The following is a 17,552-nucleotide window of genomic DNA, read 5'->3' as shown; positions in this document are numbered from 1 at the left end:
CATCTCATGCCAGGCCAAGGACCAGCGACTACGCGGTGCTCTCCGGCCAGTCGATGTGGTGGTCGTAGGCCCAGCCCCCGCCCATCGGGGGCGTGCGCTGCCACGTGAAGTAGCGCTTGGTCCTGGTGCGCAGGTTGCGCCAGCGGCGGGCCAGCGGCCGGTGGTGAGCGCGGCTGGTTCCCATCCGGCCGGCGGCGACGACGGCCTCCACCCGGTCCCGGCGCATCCGCTCGAACGCGGCGAACGCGGCCGCCGGGGTGGTGTGGTCGCGCAGGCAGCGGGCCAGTTGGACGCCGTCCTCCAGCGCCATCGCCGCGCCCTGCTCGGACGCCGGCGGGGCGACGTGCAGGGCGTCGCCGATGATGATCGCCCGGTCGGTGTGCCAGCGCGGCACGCTCGGCAGGGCGTGGTCGTCGAAGGACAGGACGCGTTCGGAGTTGCCGATGACGGTCGGCGCGATCGTGCCGTCGCCGGCGAACAGCTCGCTCATCTCGACGCGCAGCCCGTCGGGGCCCTGCGGCTCGTCGCGGCCGCGGGGAGCCGGGGCGCGCAGGCTGGTGAACCAGAAGCAGCCGCCGGAGAGCGAATCGCGGGTGGCGGCGAAGAAGGCCTTCGCGCCCACGTAGGAGCGCATCACCTCGGGCGGCGGCGGTTCGCAGCCCGGTTCGGAGGCGTAGCCGTAGATGGTGCGGGTGCCCAGCCGTTCGGGTTCCGGGCCGTCGGGGTTGATCCTCCCGCGCACCAACGAGTTCGCGCCGTCGGCGCCGACGAGGACGTCGCCGTCGACCCGGCTGCCGTCGGCGAGCGACAGGGCCGCCGTCGCGCCGACCTCGGCGTCCACGACGCGGCTGCCGTGGCGGAACACCGCACCGCGCTCGACGGCCTGCTCCCGCAGGACCGACGCCAGCACCGGCCAGTGCATCACCCGGGGCAGACCGCGCTGCGAGCTCGGGTCGGCGCCCAGCGCGTACCCCATCCGGCTGCCGTCGGGGTTGATCCGCTCGGTGCGCACGAGCGGGAACGACCGCGCGATCACCGGCTGGTGGGCGTTCAGAGCACGCAGCGCGTCCATCCCATTGGGGTTGAGCCGGACGACGGCGCCCTCACCGTGGTCGGCCGGTCGCGCCTCCACGACGGTCACGGCGATCCCCGCGGTCCGCAGAGCCAGCGCCAGCGCCGTCCCGGCGATCCCTCCCCCGCTGATGACGACGTGCTCCACCACATCCCCCAACACCCGAAAACCGGCCGGCACCGGCACCTCACTCCCCGAACGATCCTATCCCCGCCACCACCGGGAAAACCCCCAAACCGCGAACCCACAACCCCCCCGACACCCAGAACTCCCCGAAATGCCCGATCCCTCCCCACTCCCCCTCAACCGATCCCACCCCCGCCCGGGTGAACTCTCGGATCTCAGTGGAATTCGGGATTCGGATTTCCACTGAAACCGGGTCCCCGATGTCCACTGAAATCGTGGACGCCTCGGGAGAAGGCGCTCGGCGGAGACGCGGCCCCGTCGAACGGCGGTGTCCCACCGGGATCCCGGCGAGCTCGAGCGCCTCCGCGATAGCGTCGTCGCATGGCCATCAGCGAAGTTGACCGGGATTTCCTGCGGCGGGCCGTCGTGCTCGCCGAGCGCGCGTTGGAGTCCGGCGACGAACCGTTCGGCTCCGTGCTCGTCTCGCCCGAGGGCGACGTGCTGTTCGAGGACCACAACCACGTCGCGAGCGGGGACGGCACGCAGCACCCGGAGTTCGCGATCGCCCGGTGGGCGGCCGAGAACCTCACCGCCGAGGTGCGTCCGCGGTGCACCGTCTACACCTCGGGTGAGCACTGCCCGATGTGCTCGGCGGCGCACGCCTGGGTCGGCCTGGGCCGCATCGTCTACGCGTCATCGACCCAACAGCTGGGCCGGTGGGCCGTCGAGCTGGGGCTGCCCGTCTCCCCCGTCGCGGCGCTGCCGATCGAGGCGATCGTGCCCGAAGCCGAGGTCGACGGACCCGACCCCGAGCTGGCCCCCGCGGTGCGCCGGCTCCACGAGCGGCGTCTGTGACCCGCCGCCGCGCTGTGCGGTGCGCGACAGTCGGTCGCGCCTCCGCGGATTCCGGGGTCGAGCCGGTTAGCTTGATCGGCGATCATCTGGAGCACGACGTCGGGGGACGACAGTGACCACACGGGAACGCTTACGAGCGCTGGTCGACGCGCCGCGATTCCAGCAGTTCATCATCGGCGTCATCCTGGTCAACGCGGTGACGCTGGGCTGCGAGACCTCCCCGGCGCTGGTCGCCGAGCACGGAGAGCTGCTGCACGCGGTGGACCGGATCGCGCTGGCGATCTTCGCCGTCGAACTCGCCGCACGCCTCTACGCCCACGGGCCCAAGTTCTTCCGCGATCCGTGGAACTGCTTCGACGCGGTCATCGTCGGCATCGCGCTGCTGCCCACCTCGGGTTCGTTCGGGGTGCTGCGGGCGTTGCGGATCCTGCGAGCGCTGCGGCTGATCTCCGCCATCCCCAGCATGCGCCGGGTGGTCGGTGCGCTGCTCGGAGCGCTCCCGGGCATGGCCTCGATCGCCGCTCTGCTGGGGCTGATCCTCTACGTCGGCTCGGTCATCGCGACCAAGCTGTTCAGCACCGTCGCGCCCGAGTACTTCGGTGACCTGGGCGCCTCGCTGTTCACGCTGTTCCAGGTCATGACGGGTGAGGCGTGGTCGGAGGTGGCCCGCTCGGTGATGGAGGCCGAGCCGCTGGCCTGGATCTTCTTCATCTCCTACATCGCCGTCACGACGTTCACCGTGCTCAACCTGTTCATCGCGGTGACCGTCTCGGCGATGGAATCGCAGGTCGCGCGCGAGCACGAGATCGCCGAGGAGAACCAGACCGCGATCCTGCTCGCCGAGATCCAGCAGCTGCGCGAGGAGGTCCGCGGCATGCATGCCGTCGGCCGGCGCCAGGAGGGCTGAGACAGGAAGTGGCGCCGCCACTTCACCACCGAACTCGACGAGGAGCCACGACGTGGACGAGCGCTTGGTGCTGTGGGACGTCGACCACACGCTGATCGACTCCCTGGGCTTGGGCGGAGCGGCCTACCAGCGGATCTTCCCGCAGGTCACCGGACAGCCGGTGCGTCAGCCCGCGCTGATGGACGGCCGCACGGACCTCGGCACCATCGACCACATGCTGCGCTCGCACGACATCGAACCGACCCGTGAGCTGGTGGCGGCGATGACCACCGCTCTGGCCGGCGTTTTCGACGAGGTGCGGGTGGAACTGGCCGACAACGGCCGGGTTCTGCCCGGAGCGCGGGAGGCCCTGGTGGCGTTCGACGCCGATCCGCTGGTGCACCAGAGCGTGCTGACCGGCAACACCGCCGAGGTGGCGCGGATCAAGCTGGGTGCGTTCGGCCTCCTCGACCACGTCGACCTCGACATCGGCGCGTTCGGCGACGACCACCTGCGGCGAGGCGGGCTGGTGCCCATCGCCCGGGAGCGCGCCGCGGACAAGCTCGGGATCGACTTCGCCCCGGCGCGGACCGTGCTCATCGGCGACACGCTCAACGACGTGCGCGCGGCCCAGGAGTCCGGCGCGCACCTCGTCGCGGTCGCCACCGGTTCCTACAGCGCCGACGAACTGCGGTCCGCCGGCGCCGAGGTCGTCTTCGACACCCTGCCCACGCCGGAGGAACTCCGCTCGGCGCTGGGCTGAGATCCCGGTCCTGGGCGGCCTGCCCCCGTCGGCGACGAGCAGGCCGCGTCCTCCAGGACTCCGCTCATCGGCCCATCCGCCGGTAGAAGCGCTCGCGGTCGACGGTGGCCACCTGGTGGTGCAGCACGCCCGCCTGCTGGCCGGTGTCGACGTTGAAGGCGCGGGCGGTCCAGGTCTGGCGGCCGACGTCGGGCGCGGGGCCGCGCTCGACCTCGATGCGCACCACCTGCCCGGGCAGCGTCGGCGCGGTGTGCTCGTACACGCCGCCGCAGCCGAGCATCGCGAACTCGTCCGGCACGTCCGGGGCCAGCAGCTCCCAGGTCGCGTCCTCCAGCATCGCGATCATCGTGCCGGTGGCGAGCACCGGTTCGCCGCGCCTGGCCAGCAGCGTCCCGGGCAGGATTCGCGGGACGGTGTGCGCGGCGGTGATCGTGCGGGTGCAGGCGTGCACCTGGACGGTCTGGGTGTTGGTCACGTCTGGTCCCCTCCCAGCAGCGACGGTGCCGTGGTGATCACCACGCCGCCGGTGCGGATGGGGTCCTCCAGCAGGCCGGGTTCGCACGGGTGGCGCCAGAACACCGCGCAGTCCGGGCAGAACCAGCGCAGCAGCGGCGGTTCCAGCCAGCGGACCTCCTCGGTGCACAGTGGACAGTTCAGCGCCAGGCTTTCCGGCGCCGGCCCGTATCGATTCAGCTCGACCGCGGTCATCCCGCTCCTCCCGTTGATGAAGACGAAGCGGATCTTCCGCTGTCCGCTTCGTCCGGGGTATCGGTCGCACCAAGATCGAAACTGAAGAGGCCCGATCGGCGCCGTGCACCGATCGGGCGTCATCTCAGGCTTCGCCGTGAGGAACGATCCACAAAGGATCACCCGGTCGTGCAGCAACCAAAATGACCCGGTAACAATCTGTTCCGTTACTCCACTGTGGACTTCGTCACAAGGAACGCCGACACGCGCTCCGCTTGACCGACCACGGAGTGCCCGACGCCGGGCAGCACCCGCACCGTCGCGCGGGGCGCGTTGCGGAGCCTGCGGCGCGTTTCGGCGGTGTCGAACATGGCGTCGCGCTCCCCCGCGATCGCCAGCACCGGCATCGGCAGGCCGGCCAGCTGGGCATCGGTGAACACCGGGAGCCGTTCGGTCCGAGGTCGGAACGCGCGGTAGATCTCGGCGAGGTAGTCCAGGAACGGCGCGTCGTCCAGCCCCGCGACCTTCGCCGCCGACCGGCGCCGACCCCACGGGCCCAGCAGCCGCAGCAGGATCACCGGGAGCAGCCAGCCGTAGGTCTGCCTGCCGATTCCCGTCGGGCACAGCAAGACCAGCCGGTTCACCCGCCTCGGCCGCCGCACGGCGTGATCGAGCGCGACCCAGGAGCCCAGCGAGGCACCGACCACCGCCGCGTCCTCCAGGCCGAGCGCCTCGAAGACCTCGTCGAGCCAGCGGGCGTGCGCGTCGGAGTCGAGCGGCGGGCGCACGTGAGCGCTCAGGCCGGGCTCGCCGGGAAGGTCGAGCGCGAGCACGCGGAAATGCCTGGACCACTCCGGGAACTCCGCGCGCCACATCGCGGTGTTGGTCCCGGAGCCGTGCAGCAGCACCAGCGGCGGCGCGTCCGGAGGGCCACCCTCCAGCACGAACGTCGCACCGAGCGAGGTGCCGACGGTTCGCCGCCTCGCGGGCACCGGCCAGTCGTCGAGCAGCTTGCGGTAGGAGCGCTCGATCGCCAGCCTCCCCCGCTCGGACTTGTAGATCTTCGCCTCGCTCATCGCCCACCCCATTCTTCCCCATCCTGACTCATGATAGGTACATTTAGGTAATCTCTCATCGATTTTCGAGGGAACCTGGAAAATGGGCTTGAGTCTCCAGCCGGTGGAAGGTCGAAGGTGAATCCCGTGAGCGAGAACCCCGAGCTGTTCACCATCGGTGAGCTGGCGCAACGCACCGGGCTGGCGGTGCGCACCATCCGCTACTGGTCCGACAGCGACGTCGTCGCGCCCAGCGGGCGCTCGGCCGGCGGCTACCGGCTCTACGACGCCGAAGCCGTCGCGCGCCTGGACCTGGTCCGCACGTTGCGGGAACTGGGCCTGGACCTGCCGTCGGTGCGGAGGGTGCTGACCAGCCAGGTGACGGTCCAGGACGTGGCCGAGGCGCACCTGGCCGCGCTCGACGCGGAACTGCGCACGTTGCAGGCCAGGCGGTCGGTGCTGCGGTGGATCGCTCGACGTGGAACCACTACCGAGGAGATGAGGACCATGCACGAGGTGGCGAAGATGTCGGCCGACGACCGGCAGCGCATCATCGACGACTTCGTCCAGAGCACCTTCGACGGCATCGACGACGACGCTCCGGGCGCGAACATCGCCCAGGGCATGCGCTCGATGCCCGCCGCACTACCGGCGGATCCGTCGACCGAGCAGGTGGACGCCTGGATCGAGCTCGCCGAGCTGGTCAGCGACGAGGACTTCCGGCGTCGCTGCCGCGAGATGGCGGTGACCGGCTCGCAGGGCATCGATCAGCCCGGCGGCTACTCGCCGGAGAAGACGATGGAGCACGGCGCCGCGGCGCTGCGCGACGGGATCGCCCCGGAATCCGCACGGGGCAAGGAGGTCTTGGACCGCATCGTCGACCCGGGTCTGAGCTCGGAGGACCGGCTCGCGCTGGCCGACACGGTCGAGACCTTCACCGACCGCCGGGTGGAGCGCTACTGGCAACTGCTGGGCGTGCTCAACGGCTGGCCGGCCTTCGACCCGCACGTCCCCAACTTCGAGTGGCTCATCGAAGCCCTGAGGGCCCACGCCTGACGGGAAAGGCCTGACGATCAGACGTTGCGCAGGACGGAGACGACGGTTCCGAGGATGACGGCGTCGTCGCCGTCGATGACCTCGTAGGCGGGGTTGCGCGGTTCGAGGTAGACGTGGCCGTTGCGGCGGCGGAACACCTTGACCGTGGCCTCGTCGTCGAGCATCGCGGCGACGATCTGCCCGGAGTGCGCCTCGGGCTGCTGGCGCACGACGACGATGTCGCCGTCGCAGATCGCGGCGTCGACCATCGAGTCACCGCGCACCCGCAGTCCGAAGACGTTGCCGCGCCCGGTGAGTTCGCGCGGCAACGTCAGCACGTCGTCGACGTGCTCCTCCGCGGAAATGGGCGCACCGGCGGCGATGTCACCGACGACCGGGACCGGAACGGACTGCTCGTCGGTGGGCCGGGACTGCCGGTCCTGCAGGAAGATCCGCACGTCGATGGGCCGCGAGAGGGTTTCGCTGCGCCGCAGGAAGCCCTTCTCCTCCAGGCTCGCCAGGTGGCGCGACACCGAGGAGGCCGAGCGCAGCCCGACCGCTTCACCGATCTGCCGAGTGCTCGGCGCGTAGCCGTGCTTGACCACCCACTCCCGGATCGTGGCCAGGATGCGCTGCTGGCGCTCCGGCAGGATCGAGGTGTCCAGGTGCTCTAGGTCGAGATCGTCGAATGCGGTCATCCGGAGCATCGTAATCGTCCCGTCGGCGGGATGATCTACCTGGTCACCGCCACCCCGGCCGCCGCCGACCCAAGCACAATATTGAAACATGTTCTACCGCTCGGGTAACGTCGTCGGGCATGGGACGCGTGGACGGCACAGCAGCCATCATCTCCGGTGGCGCCCGGGGCATGGGCGCCGCGCACGCTCGGGCCCTGGTCGCCGAGGGAGGGAAGGTCGTCATCGGCGACATCCTCGACGACGAGGGCGAGGCGCTGGCCGCCGAGCTCGGCGACGCGGCGCGCTACGTCCACCTGGACGTGACCGAGCCGGACGACTGGAAGCAGGCCGTCGACGTCGCCGTCGGCGAATTCGGCCTGCTCAACGTGCTGGTCAACAACGCGGGCATCGTCAACGGCAGCACCCTCGAGAACTTCGACCTGGCCCGCTGGCAGCAGATCCTCGACGTCAACCTCACCGGCACGTTCCTGGGCATCCAGGCCGTGGTGGAACCGATGAAGGCGGCCGGTGGCGGGTCGATCATGAACATCTCATCGGTCGAGGGACTGCGCGGAAGCGCTTGGGCGCACGGCTACGTCGCCACCAAGTGGGGTGTGCGGGGACTGGCGAAGTCGGCGGCGCTGGAGCTGGCGCCGCACAAGATCCGGGTGAACTCCCTCCACCCCGGCATGGTCCGGACCCCGATGACCGAGAACCTGCCCGAGGACGTGGTGAGGACACCGCTGGGCCGGGCCGCGGACCCGGAGGAGGTGGCGACCTTCGTGGTGTTCCTGGCCAGCGAGGAGTCGTCGTTCGCCACGGGTTCGGAGTTCGTCGTCGACGGCGGCCTGGTCGCCGGCGTGCCGCACAAGTGAGTTCGAGCCACCGGGTCGTCGTTCCCCACGCCATGCCGAGCACGCCCGCGAGCGCCAGCCACCCCACGTTCCCGGCGCCGACGTGAGCCACCCGAATCCCCGCAGCAACGCCGAACACCACCCGCCCGAACCAAATTCCTGAAACCTGTTCCAGCACCTCGGGCAGCGCTCGCGAGGGGATCGGGGGTCGCCCTACTGCTCGCTGGCGTGGTGGATGATCTGGGTGCGAAGGGCGTCGGTCGCGTGCGTTCGGGCTCCGGTGAGTTCCGGGTCGTCGAGCGTCGCGGCGGCGAGGGTGACCTCGCGGGGTGCGGGCGACGCTCGGGTGAGGGCGTCGAGCACTTCCGGGTCTCGGCCCCACGTGCCGCCGAGGACGACCAGTTGCGGGTCGGCGAAGGCGATCATCGCCAGGAGCACTCCGCGGATGGCGTCGGTCAGGTGCGGGAGGACGTCGCCGTAGCTCGCTCGGAGGGCGTCGACGTCGATGGCGGTCGTGTCGGGTTGGCGGAGGTCGGTCTCGCGGAAGAACTCGGTGAAGTGGACGGCCGAGCCGTCCGGACCGGTCGTGATCACGTGGGCGATCTCGCCGGTCAGCCCGCTGCCGCCGCGGCGGACCTCGCCGTCGGCGACCACCGCCGCACCGAGCCCCTCGCCGAGGTGCAGGTAGACGAAGTCGTCGACGCCGGAGGCGCAGCCGCCGTCCCGCTCGGCGCGGGCCGACCAGTTCACGTCGTTGTCGACCAGGACGTCGCCTGGGACGAAGGGGGCCAGCACGGCGACCGGGTCGAGGTCACCGACGAGGAACGGCTCGTCGGGCAGTTGCACCAGCCGACCGGTCCGGCGATCGACCGGGTCCGCGGCGCTGATCACCGCGCAGCGCAGCGGCATTCGATCGGCGAGCTCCCCGGCGACCTCGCGCAGCGCGGCCACCGCCTCCTCCTGCCCCGCCGCGCGCCCCAGCTCGGCCCGAGCACCGGCGACGACGGCGCCGAAGGCGTCGACGGCCTCGGCCCGCACTCCGCGCGGGGTGATCTCGGCGACCAGGGCAGCGCCCGTCTCGGGCACCAGCGAGTAGTAGGAGCCCGCCCTGCCCCTGCCGGTGGTCCGCTCCCCCGTGTCGACGAGCACGCCGGCCTCGGTGAGCCTGCGGACGCTGTCGGAGATCGTGGGTTTCGAGATGCCGGTCAGCGCGGCGATCTCGGTGCGGGTCAGCCGCTCGCCCTCCATGATCGCGCGCAGCACGTGCTCGTCGGTCAGGGAGCGCAGCAGCTCCAGCGAGGGCTTGGCGGTCGGCACCGAACCAGTTTAGTCAGGAGTGTTGCCTAAATGTGCGACTCCGATTACCTTCGGCCCACCACTTCGTTAGTAAGGGGTCCTGACCAAAGGAGTTCAGGGATGACCACCATAGCCAGGGCACTGCCGTCGTTGCCGCACTGGGAAACCCCGCCCGCGGACCTCTCCGGCGCGATCCGGGAGATCAAAGCCGCGCTGCGCGCCCGCATCGAGGCGTCCGGGCGCAGCGTCGAAGAGGTCTTCGCCGTCGTCGAGGACCAGGTCCGCTCGCGGGTGGCCGAGATCCGGGACCTGCGGGAGCGCGGCGAAGCGGTCTGGCCGGTGATCGACTACGCCGACATCGCCGCGGGCACCGTGCCGCCCGAGCAGGTCGAGGCGGTGCGCAGGCGCGGTTGCGCGGTGGTGCGCGGGCACTTCGAGCGCGCGCAGGCGCTGCTCTGGGACGAGAGCATCGTCCACTACGTCGAGCGCAACGCGTTCTTCGAGAACTACCGGGGCCCGGGCGACGACTTCTTCGGCAGCGTCGGCTCCACACCGGAGATCTACCCGATCTACTGGTCGCAGGCCCAGATGCGGGCGCGGCAGAGCGACCGGACGGCTCGGGTGCAGTCGTTCCTGAACTCCTTCTGGAAGCACGAGTCGCACGGCGTGCGCTGGTTCGACCCGGACCGCGACGCGCTGTACCCGGACCGGATCCGGCGCCGCCCGGAGGGCGCCGACTCGGCGGGCCTGGGAACCCACAGCGACCCGGGCACGCTGGACCTGTGGATGACCGCGTCCTACCAGCGGGCCTTCCGGCACCTCTTCGACGGCAGCGTCGAGCGGTACGACCCGTGGGACGCCGCGCACCGCACCTCGGCCAGCCAGTACCCGGGATCGACGATGTGCTCGGCGTTCCGCACCTTCCAGGGCTGGACGGCGCTGTCGGACATGGCCCACGACCAGGGCGTGCTGCACACCGTGCCGATCCCGGAGGCCATGGCCTACCTCATGCTGCGCCCGCTGCTGCCCGACGCCCCCGACCACGACATGTGCGGGGTGACCACCAACCAGGTCTTCCCCGCCGACTCCAAGTGGCACTCGGACCTCCTCGACGGCCTGGTCGGGATTCCCGACGTCGAGGCGGGCGACTCGGTGTGGTGGCACTGCGACATGATCCACAGCGTCGCGCCGGTCGCCGACCAGCGCGGGTGGGGCAACGTCATGTACATCCCCGCAGCGCCGTGGTGCCCGCGCAACGAGGAGTACGCCGCGAGCGTCCGCCAGGCGTTCCTGACCGGCTCCAGCCCCACCGACTTCCCCGCCGAGCACTACGAACGCGACTGGGAGGGCCGCTTCACCTACGACCAGCTCAACGAGACCGGCCGTCGGGGAATGGGTTTCACGGGCTGATCACCGCTGACGAGCCGTTCGGGCTTCGGGCAACGGGTTCCGGACGAGCTGGTGCAGCGTGATCGCGACCGCCGCGGCGAGGGCCGCGACGCCCAGGAGCGGCAGGGCCCGCGCGATCAGCGGGGCCGCACCGAGCGGGTCGATGCCCGCGAGGGTTTCGGCGACCACGATCGCCGCGAAGGCGCCGTAACCGGCCGCTGCCAACCGAACCACGGTGAGCCGGAAGGATTCTGAGCTGCAGGTGAAGCGCAGCAGCCAGGCGATCGCGGGCAGGACGAGGACGCCGTGCATGGTGGCGGCGTGGCCCGGCTTGAGCACGGCGGTGAACGCGAACGCCGGGGCCACGTCGCCCTGCGTGCGGGTCAGCACCTGGCCGCCCGCCAGCATCAGCACGCCGATCGCCATGGCCAGCAGCAGCGCCAGGAACCCGACCCGCAGGGCCAGGAGCGTCCCCGGGTCGACCTCGGCGTGACGGCGCAGCGCGAGCACGGTCGAGGTCACGACCACCGCCACGATCACCACCGCGCCCGAAGCCGCTGCGACGGCCGCGAGCTGGTCCAGCCCGGTCGCCCCGTCCGGCGGGATGAAGTGCGAGGGAACCCTCCGCCACGCCTGCGCGGTGATGCCGGCGACCTCGACCGCGCCGGCGGTCGCAAACGCGGCGAGCAGCCGGGCCCGCGTGCGCTGAGCCATCGGCAGGAACGACAGGACCCAGGTCAGCGTCGCCACGGTCAGCCCGAACGAGAGACCGAAGGTCGTCGGCTTGCGCCACGACACCGGCCCGCTCCACGTCCCTCCCGTCGCGAGGAGCACCCCCAGGTGGAAGATCCCGCTCGTCACGAGCACCGCGGCGACCAGGTAGCAGGCCCGTTCCACCCGCGTCCCACCCCGGTACGCCTCGGCCAGGTCCTCGCCGATCATCGCCACCACAGCTCGCATGTCCGCTCCCCCGTCGCTTCCGACTCGTCGAGCGTGCGCCCCTCGGCGGTCCGGGTCGTCCGCCGGCGTGCGACACCGCACCTGCGCGTCCCGACGTAGCTCCGCGACATCAGGTCTCTTCTCCGGCCGCGACGGGGCCACCGCCAGCTTCGATGCCGTGCCGGTATCGGTGGATGCTCAATCGGATTTGGACGCGCATCGATGACCGGCTCTAACGTCAGCTCCGACCGAGCACCGGACCTGGAGGAAACGATGTCCCGCTTCTCGCCCGCCGAAGCCGCCGAACGGCTCGCCAGCGGGCTTCTCTCGTTCCCGGTGACGCACTTCCGCGATGACCTGAGCTTCGACGAGGCCGCGTACCGGGACAACATCGGCTGGCTCTCCGGCTTCGGCGCGACCGGGCTGTTCGCCGCGGGCGGGACGGGCGAGTTCTTCTCGCTGACCCCCGCGGAGGTCGAGTCCGTGGTGACGGCCGCCGTGCAGGAGGTGCCCGCCGACATCCCGGTGATCGCCCCCGCCGGCTACGGCACCGCCACCGCAGTCGAACTGGCGCGCGCCGCCGAGCGCGCGGGAGCCGACGGCCTGCTCCTGCTCCCGCCGTACCTCACCGAGGCACCGCAGGAGGGCCTGGTCGAGCACGTCCGCGCGGTGTGCGCGGCCACCGACCTGGGCGTGATCATCTACAGCCGTGCCAACGCCGTCTACTCCGACACGACGGTCGCGCGGCTGGCCGAGGAGTGCCCGAACCTCATCGGGTTCAAGGACGGTGTCGGCGACATCGAGAAGATGACCCGCATCTACTCGCGCGTCGGGGACCGGCTCACCTACGTCGGCGGGCTGCCGACCGCCGAGACGTTCGCACTGCCCTACCTGGAGATGGGCGTGACGACCTACTCCTCGGCGATGTACAACTTCGTGCCCGAGTTCGCGGTGCGCTTCTACGACGCCGTCCGCGAGCGCGACCGGGTCGCGGTCTACCGGTACCTCAACGAGTTCGTGCTGCCCTACTGCGACATCCGCAACCGCAGCGCCGGCTACGCCGTCAGCATCGTCAAGGCGGGCATGCGCGCCATCGGCCGTCCGGCGGGCCCGGTCCGCGCCCCGCTGGTCGACCTCGACGAGACCGAGCTGGCGATGCTGACCGAGCTGATCGACCGCGTTCCGGAGGCGCGAGCATGACCGAACCGACCGGACAGATGATCATCGCCGGCACCCCGGTGTCCGGTTCCGGCGAGAAGATCCGCGCGATCGACCCGAGCACGGGGTCCGAGCTGGAACCACCGTTCGGCCACGGCGACGCCATCGGCGTCGACAGCGCCTGCACCGCAGCGGCGGAGGCGTTCGGCCCCTACCGGCGGTTGCCGATCGCCGAGCGAGCGCGGTTCCTGGAACGCATCGCCGACAACATCGAGCAGGTGGGCGACGCGCTGGTCGAGCGCGCGCACGCCGAGTCGGGACTGCCGGTGGCGCGGCTGACCGGCGAGCGCGGTCGCACGACCGGGCAGCTGCGGATGTTCGCAACGCTGCTGCGCACCGGCGACCACGACATCCCGCGCATCGACCCGGCCCTGCCCGAGCGCACGCCCCCGCGCCCGGACATCCGGCAGCGCCAGGTCCCGCTGGGGCCGGTGGCGGTGTTCGGCGCGAGCAACTTCCCGCTGGCCTTCTCGGTGGCGGGCGGCGACACGGCCTCGGCGCTGGCGGCCGGGTGCCCGGTGGTGGTCAAGGGCCACGACGCCCATCCGGGGACCTCCGAGCTGGTGGGCCGGGCGATCGCAGACGCCGTCGCCGAGCTCGGACTTCCCGCCGGGACCTTCTCGCTGCTGTTCGGCGAGGGGCCCGATCTGGGCACACGGCTGGTGACCGATCCGCGCGTTCAGGCGGTCGGCTTCACCGGTTCGCGCACCGGGGGTCTGGCGCTGGTGGCCGCCGCGCGGTCGCGGCCGCAGCCGATCCCGGTCTACGCGGAGATGAGCAGCAGCAACCCGGTGTTCCTGCTGCCGGGCGCGCTCGCCGAGCGCGGCGCGCAGATCGCCACCGGGTTCGTGGGGTCGTTGACGCTGGGCGCGGGGCAGTTCTGCACCAACCCGGGCATCGTGGTGGCCGTCGACGGGCCGGAGCTGCGCTCCTTCCTCGACACCGCCGCCGACGCGGTCGCCGAGCGCGAAGCGGGCACCATGCTCACCCCGGGCATCGCCCGCGCCTACGCCGAGGGCGTGGCCCGGCTCGCCGAGCACCCCGCGGTGGAGGTGCTGGCGCAGGGGCCGGAGACGGATCTCCCGGTGGCGTGCCGCCCGGCGCTGGTGGTCACCGACGCCGAGGCGTTCATCGGTGACGAGTCGTTGCAGCAGGAGGTCTTCGGGTCCTGCTCGGTCGTCGTGCGCTGCCGCGACGTCGCGCAGCTCCGCGAGGTCGCCGAGTCGCTGGAGGGCCAGCTGACCGTCACCGTGCACGCGGCCGACGCCGACCACGCCGAGGCGGCCGAGCTGCTGGACGTGCTGGAGCTCAAGGCGGGCCGGATCCTGTTCGACGGCTGGCCGACCGGCGTCGAGGTCGGTCACGCCATGGTCCACGGTGGACCACATCCGTCCACTTCGGACTCACGCACGACGTCGGTGGGCACGCTGGCCATCGAGCGCTTCCAGCGACCGGTGGCCTACCAGGACGTTCCCGCCGCGCTGCTGCCCAGCTCGCTGGCCGACGGCAACCCGGACGGGCTGCTGCGCAGGATCGACGGCCGACCCGGCAGGCACTGACCACACGGAGAGCGAACATGACACCCGTGATCTCCCAGATGCGCGTGATCCCGGTCGCCGGGCACGACAGCATGCTGCTCAACCTCAGCGGTGCGCACGCGCCGTTCTTCACCCGGAACCTGCTGGTGCTCACCGATTCCGACGGCCGCACCGGAGTCGGCGAGGTGCCCGGTGGTGAGCCGATCCGCTCGACGCTGGAGGACTCGGCGGAGCTGGTCGTCGGGCGGCCGGTGGCACGACTCCGCTCGGTGCTGCGCGAAGTGCACGCCCGCTTCGCCGACCGCGACGCGGGCGGACGCGGCGCGCAGACCTTCGACCTGCGCGTCACCGTGCACGCGGTGACCGCGATCGAGTCGGCGATGCTGGACCTGCTCGGCAAGCACCTCGGCGTGCCGGTGGCCGAACTGCTCGGTGACGGGCAGCAGCGGGCCGAAGTCCCCGTGCTGGGCTACCTGTTCTTCGTCGGCGACCGCACCAGGACCGACCTGCCGTACCTCACCGGCGAGGACGGCACCGACGACTGGACGCGGCTGCGGCACGAGGAGGCCCTGACCCCGGAATCGATCGTGCGGCTGGCCGAGGCCGCGCGCGAGCGCTACGGGTTCCGCGACTTCAAGCTCAAGGGCGGCGTGCTGCCCGCCAGGCAGGAGGCCGAGGCGGTCACCGCGCTCGCCGAACGGTTCGGCGACGCGCGAATCACGGTGGACCCCAACGGGGGCTGGCTGCTGTCCGAGGCCATCGAGGTCGGCCGCGGACTGCGCGACGTGCTCGCCTACGCCGAGGACCCGTGCGGCGCGGAGGGCGGCTACTCCGCCGGGAGACCATGGCCGAGTTCCGCCGCGCCACCGGGCTTCCCACCGCCACCAACATGATCGCCACCGACTGGCGGCAGCTGGGCCACGCGGTGCGCGCGAACGCAGTGGACATCCCGCTGGCCGATCCGCACTTCTGGACCATGAGCGGCTCGGTGCGCGTGGCGCAGTTCTGCCACGACTGGGGTCTGACGTGGGGTTCGCACTCCAACAACCACTTCGACGTCTCACTGGCGATGTTCACCCACGTCGCGGCGGCGGCACCGGGTGAGATCACCGCGATCGACACGCACTGGATCTGGCAGGACGGCCAGCGGCTGACCCGCGAGCCGCTGCGCATCTCCGAAGGCCTGCTGCCGGTTCCCACCTCACCTGGGCTCGGCGTCGAACTCGACGAAGACCGGGTTCAGGCCGCCCACGAGCTCTACCTCGAGCACGGCCTCGGCTCCCGGGACGACGCCGCGGCCATGCAGCACCTCATCCCGGGCTGGACCTTCGACCCCAAACGCCCCGCCCTCGACCGGACCTGACCCACCCACCCCCCAGGCGATCGAAACCCAACCCCGAAAACCGCAGTTCTCAGTCCCCCGATTACGGCAGTTCTCCGGCCCCGGATTACGGCCGTTTTCGGGGACCCGATTACGGCGGTTTTCCGGGACCTGTTTACGGCAGTTTTCCGGGACCCGATTACGGCGGTTTTCCGGGAGCTGAGTGGGGCGGCGTTCCGTCTCTCGGTCGCCTGGTGGAGTGCACCCTGACGGAGGAAGGCAACGATGCCTGCCAGATCGATGGACTTACCCAGCGCGATCACCCTGGCCGCCGAGGAGGCGCCGGAGACCGCGTGGACGCTGCCGCCCTGGGCGCTGCTGCTGCTCGTGGCCGGCGGGATCGCGCTGCTCCTGCTGCTGGTGATCAAGGCCAAGCTGCACGCGTTCGTCGCCCTGCTGGTGGTCAGCGTGGCGGTGGCGGCGGTCGCCGGCATCAGCCCCACCGAGATCCCCGGCCTGCTCGAGGACGGGATGGGCGAAACCCTCGGCGAGATCGCGATCATCGTGGCGCTGGGCGCGATGCTCGGCCGGTTGATCCAGGAATCCGGGGCCTCGGAGGTGCTGTCCGGTCGGCTGCTGGCGGCGTTCGGCGAGCGCAGGGCTCCGCTGGCGGTCGGGTTGACCGCGCTGATCTTCGGCATCCCGGTGTTCTTCGACGTCGGGTTCATCATCCTGCTGCCGCTGATCTACTCGGTGGCGCAGCGCTCCGGCCGTTCGGTGATCAGCATCGCGCTGCCCGCCGTCGGTGGACTGGCCATCATGCACGCCGTGCTGCCGCCGCACCCCGGTCCGGTGGCCGCGGCCGGATTGCTGGGCGCGAACCTCGGCTGGGTCACAATCATGGGCCTGATCTGCGGACTTCCGGCGTGGTTCATCGGCGCCTACCTCTTCGGCACGCGCGTCGGTGACAAGCTCGGCACGCCCGTTCCCACGCAGCTGCTGGGCGAGGCGCGCGAGCAGGCCGGGACTTCCGGCGGCGGCGTGACGACGCAGGCTCCGCCGTCGCTGCGGGTGACGGTCGGGGTGATCCTGCTGCCGGTCGTGCTGATCATGTTCAACACCTTCGCCGAGGTCGTGCTCCCGGAGGGTGTGGTCCGCGAGGTGCTGACCTTCATCGGCGCACCGGTGATCGCGCTGACCGTCGCCACACTGCTGTCGTTCTGGGTGCTGGGGCTGCGCGGCGGGTTCTCGATGGAGCGCATCGAGAAGGCCGCGTCGGCGTCGCTGGGACCGGTGGCGCTGGTCCTGCTCGTCACCGGCGCGGGCGGGGTGTTCGGCGCGGTCCTGGAGGCCACCGGTGCCGGTCAGGCGCTCGCCGACCTGCTGGCCGGGACGTCGTTGCCGGTGGTGGTGCTGGCGTTCCTGATCGCCACCGCGCTGCGCGTGGCGCTGGGCTCCAAGACGGTCGCGATCGTGACGACCGCGCCGATCGTGGCTCCCCTCATCCACGAGCTCGGGCTCTCCCAACCGGAGATCGCCCTGGTCGTGGTCGCGGTCGCCGCGGGCGGCACCGTGCTCTCGCACGTCAACGACTCGGGCTTCTGGCTGTTCAACCGCTACATGAACATCGACATCCGCACGACCCTCAAGAGCTGGACCCTCATGGAGACCTTCATGGGCGGCACGGCCTTCCTCATCGCGGCAGCCCTCAGCGCCGCCCTCTCCCTCACCTGACCCCCCACCCCGACCAACGCCGGTGCCCGCCCTCAGGAGGACGGGGCACCGGCGTCACCGTCTCTCCCCTCGACGTGGTCCCGCCCCGAACACCCGAAATCCGGAAC

18 protein-coding genes are annotated in these 17,552 nt (G+C 71.2%); 11 read left to right on the top strand and 7 right to left on the bottom strand.

What is annotated here, in order from left to right; genetic code table 11:
• Positions 1–28 precede the first annotated feature (28 nt).
• Positions 29–1,234, bottom strand: coding sequence for an FAD-dependent oxidoreductase (locus tag KBO27_RS27495; protein WP_210972748.1), 1,206 nt, complete (start codon positions 1,232–1,234; stop codon positions 29–31).
• Between the two features lie 345 nt (positions 1,235–1,579).
• On the opposite strand from KBO27_RS27495, the gene KBO27_RS27490 reads away from it, so the two are divergent.
• The 3 genes from KBO27_RS27490 to KBO27_RS27480 all read left to right on the top strand — a co-directional run bounded on the left by KBO27_RS27490 (position 1,580) and on the right by KBO27_RS27480 (position 3,702).
• The gene (locus tag KBO27_RS27490; protein ID WP_210972747.1) at positions 1,580–2,053 is read left to right on the top strand and encodes a nucleoside deaminase; all 474 of its coding nucleotides are present in this window, start codon (positions 1,580–1,582) and stop codon (positions 2,051–2,053) included.
• A 112-nt stretch (positions 2,054–2,165) separates the two neighbouring features.
• Positions 2,166–2,960 (top strand): ion transporter, encoded by a 795-nt coding sequence (locus KBO27_RS27485; protein WP_210972746.1) that lies wholly within the window; start codon positions 2,166–2,168, stop codon positions 2,958–2,960.
• A 52-nt stretch (positions 2,961–3,012) separates the two neighbouring features.
• A complete protein-coding gene (locus KBO27_RS27480) occupies positions 3,013–3,702 on the top strand; it encodes an HAD family hydrolase (protein WP_307870650.1) in 690 nt (229 codons plus the stop codon).
• Between the two features lie 64 nt (positions 3,703–3,766).
• Here the strand turns inward: KBO27_RS27480 and KBO27_RS27475 are convergent, their stop codons facing one another.
• From KBO27_RS27475 to KBO27_RS27465, 3 genes are all read right to left on the bottom strand, one after another.
• On the bottom strand, positions 3,767–4,177 hold the full coding sequence (locus KBO27_RS27475) for a thioesterase, FlK family (RefSeq protein WP_210972744.1): 411 nt from the start codon (positions 4,175–4,177) through the stop codon (positions 3,767–3,769).
• On the bottom strand, positions 4,174–4,410 hold the full coding sequence (locus KBO27_RS27470) for a hypothetical protein (protein WP_210972743.1): 237 nt from the start codon (positions 4,408–4,410) through the stop codon (positions 4,174–4,176). Before KBO27_RS27470 ends, KBO27_RS27475 begins: the two co-directional genes overlap by 4 nt.
• Positions 4,411–4,616: 206 nt before the next feature.
• A complete protein-coding gene (locus tag KBO27_RS27465) occupies positions 4,617–5,465 on the bottom strand; it encodes an alpha/beta fold hydrolase (protein WP_210972742.1) in 849 nt (282 codons plus the stop codon).
• 126 nt (positions 5,466–5,591) lie between these two features.
• Here KBO27_RS27465 and KBO27_RS27460 point away from each other — a divergent pair, with 126 nt between their 5' ends.
• A complete protein-coding gene (locus KBO27_RS27460) occupies positions 5,592–6,500 on the top strand; it encodes a helix-turn-helix domain-containing protein (RefSeq protein WP_210972741.1) in 909 nt (302 codons plus the stop codon).
• Positions 6,501–6,517: 17 nt separating this feature from the next.
• Here the strand turns inward: KBO27_RS27460 and lexA are convergent, their stop codons facing one another.
• Positions 6,518–7,177 (bottom strand): transcriptional repressor LexA, encoded by a 660-nt coding sequence (lexA, locus tag KBO27_RS27455; protein WP_210972740.1) that lies wholly within the window; start codon positions 7,175–7,177, stop codon positions 6,518–6,520.
• Positions 7,178–7,296: 119 nt separating this feature from the next.
• Here lexA and KBO27_RS27450 point away from each other — a divergent pair, with 119 nt between their 5' ends.
• Positions 7,297–8,031, top strand: coding sequence for a glucose 1-dehydrogenase (locus KBO27_RS27450; protein ID WP_210972739.1), 735 nt, complete (start codon positions 7,297–7,299; stop codon positions 8,029–8,031).
• 192 nt (positions 8,032–8,223) lie between these two features.
• Here the strand turns inward: KBO27_RS27450 and KBO27_RS27445 are convergent, their stop codons facing one another.
• Entirely contained in the window at positions 8,224–9,327 is a 1,104-nt protein-coding gene (locus tag KBO27_RS27445) for an ROK family transcriptional regulator (RefSeq protein WP_210972738.1), read from the bottom strand.
• 99 nt (positions 9,328–9,426) lie between these two features.
• On the opposite strand from KBO27_RS27445, the gene KBO27_RS27440 reads away from it, so the two are divergent.
• Complete coding sequence (locus tag KBO27_RS27440; RefSeq protein ID WP_210972737.1) at positions 9,427–10,716, top strand: DUF1479 domain-containing protein; 1,290 nt, start codon at positions 9,427–9,429, stop codon at positions 10,714–10,716.
• Here KBO27_RS27440 and KBO27_RS27435 read toward each other — a convergent pair whose 3' ends face one another.
• Complete coding sequence (locus KBO27_RS27435) at positions 10,717–11,655, bottom strand: hypothetical protein (RefSeq protein WP_210972736.1); 939 nt, start codon at positions 11,653–11,655, stop codon at positions 10,717–10,719.
• Positions 11,656–11,907: 252 nt separating this feature from the next.
• Between KBO27_RS27435 and kdgD the strand changes: the two genes are divergently transcribed.
• The 5 genes from kdgD to KBO27_RS27410 all read left to right on the top strand — a co-directional run bounded on the left by kdgD (position 11,908) and on the right by KBO27_RS27410 (position 17,445).
• Positions 11,908–12,834 carry a 5-dehydro-4-deoxyglucarate dehydratase gene (gene kdgD / locus KBO27_RS27430; RefSeq protein WP_210972798.1) on the top strand — a complete coding sequence of 309 codons (927 nt, stop codon included), beginning with the start codon at positions 11,908–11,910 and terminating at the stop codon, positions 12,832–12,834.
• On the top strand, positions 12,831–14,411 hold the full coding sequence (locus KBO27_RS27425) for an aldehyde dehydrogenase (NADP(+)) (RefSeq protein ID WP_210972735.1): 1,581 nt from the start codon (positions 12,831–12,833) through the stop codon (positions 14,409–14,411). Before kdgD ends, KBO27_RS27425 begins: the two co-directional genes overlap by 4 nt.
• Before the next feature lie 17 nt (positions 14,412–14,428).
• Complete coding sequence (locus tag KBO27_RS34435) at positions 14,429–15,283, top strand: enolase C-terminal domain-like protein (RefSeq protein WP_281420884.1); 855 nt, start codon at positions 14,429–14,431, stop codon at positions 15,281–15,283.
• Positions 15,235–15,753, top strand: a complete 519-nt coding sequence (locus tag KBO27_RS34430) for an enolase C-terminal domain-like protein (protein WP_281420883.1) — start codon at positions 15,235–15,237, stop codon at positions 15,751–15,753. The genes KBO27_RS34435 and KBO27_RS34430 overlap by 49 nt, the downstream gene beginning before the upstream one ends.
• Before the next feature lie 243 nt (positions 15,754–15,996).
• Positions 15,997–17,445: a GntP family permease gene (locus tag KBO27_RS27410; RefSeq protein ID WP_246538140.1), complete on the top strand. Its 1,449-nt coding sequence runs from the start codon at positions 15,997–15,999 to the stop codon at positions 17,443–17,445.
• The last annotated feature ends 107 nt before the right edge of the window (positions 17,446–17,552 follow it).

Source organism: Saccharopolyspora endophytica (assembly GCF_018070075.1).
GTDB classification, from domain to species: Bacteria; Actinomycetota; Actinomycetes; order Mycobacteriales; family Pseudonocardiaceae; genus Saccharopolyspora; species Saccharopolyspora endophytica.
The sequence above is the reverse complement of the archived record's forward strand: the minus strand, read 5'-3'. Positions and strand labels throughout refer to the sequence as shown.